The following is a 1,147-nucleotide window of genomic DNA, read 5'->3' on the forward strand; positions in this document are numbered from 1 at the left end:
GTCAATGAGCCTTTTCAGCCCGCCCAACGATCGAGTGACAGGTCTGGAGGCTTATTCACGGAGGGTTTCGGTCCGCTGTGCTTGATCATGAGAGCGGCCCTGCTCGGTAGCGTGACGGTTGCGAAGACGTCATTTTCTACAGGAGCAGGGCCGTTGAGCTGGAACGTTACGACAGGGCTGGACACCGATCAACTGGACGTGCTCGTGGAGCATGTCCACCGGATTCTCGTGGAGGACCCGGATCCGCCGGTGGCTCCCAGGCGGATGTGGGCGCTGGGGCTGTACAAATCGGTGGTGCTGGTGCTGTTCCTGCTGCGGCAGAACCCGGTCCAGTCAGCGGCGGCCGAGTTGTTCGGGGTCTCCCAAGCGACCGTCTCGCGCCGCTGGACTGTCCTGCTGCCGGTGGTGGAGAAGGCTCTGGCCAGGCATGTTCCCGATCCTGTCGGGGCTTCGGCCGGCCGTGTCGTGCTGGTCGACGGAACCCTGGTACCCACCTGGGACTGGGCGAGCGAGGGCACCACGATGTTCTCCGGCAAGCACCGCGACACGGGCTTCAACCTGCAGGTTGCCGCCACGCTCACCGGGGACCTGCTCGCGGTCTCGTCGCCTGTTCCGGGCTCGCGCCACGACATGCACGCCTGGCGCCGGTCACACTTCCCCAAAGCCTTCGCCGAACGGGAGGGCATCGGCGATCTGGGCTACGTCGGCTCCGGACTGCTCACCCCACGGCGCAAGCCGCCGCGCCAGGAACGATCCACTGGGGACAAAGTGGCCAACCGTTCCATCAGCACACTCCGGGCCGCAGTCGAGCGGACCATCGCGCACCTGAAGGACTGGAAGATCCTCGCCACCCGCTACCGCGGCCCTCTCACCCGCTTCGCCCTCGTCGCCAAGACCGTCACCGCACTTGCCTTCTACAAGAAGGGCTGGTGAAACCCCGTGAATAGGGCTCAGGGTTGCCGACGCGTTTCCCTCGCTCCTTCTAGTGGGTGTAGCTGCTGGGCTTGGGGTAGGTATGGGTGCGGTATCCACGGGGGCGTCTGGGCGGCTGGAGCCGAAGATTGAGCGGACAGCAACTATCGAGTTCCTGCGACGGGCAGGTGCGTATCCCGCGATCGGCGTCCGGTGCGAGGCGAACCAGGGCTTG

The 1,147-nt window shown here is 65.5% G+C and carries 1 protein-coding gene; it reads left to right on the forward strand.

All coding sequences use genetic code 11. The features are described 5' to 3' along the window. Positions 1–153 precede the first annotated feature (153 nt). Positions 154–933, forward strand: a complete 780-nt coding sequence (locus ACFC4D_RS46405) for a transposase family protein (protein ID WP_376073317.1) — start codon at positions 154–156, stop codon at positions 931–933. Positions 934–1,147 lie beyond the last annotated feature (214 nt).

The sequence above is a fragment of the Nocardia sp. NPDC056000 genome (assembly GCF_042269265.1).
GTDB lineage: Bacteria > Actinomycetota > Actinomycetes > Mycobacteriales > Mycobacteriaceae > Nocardia.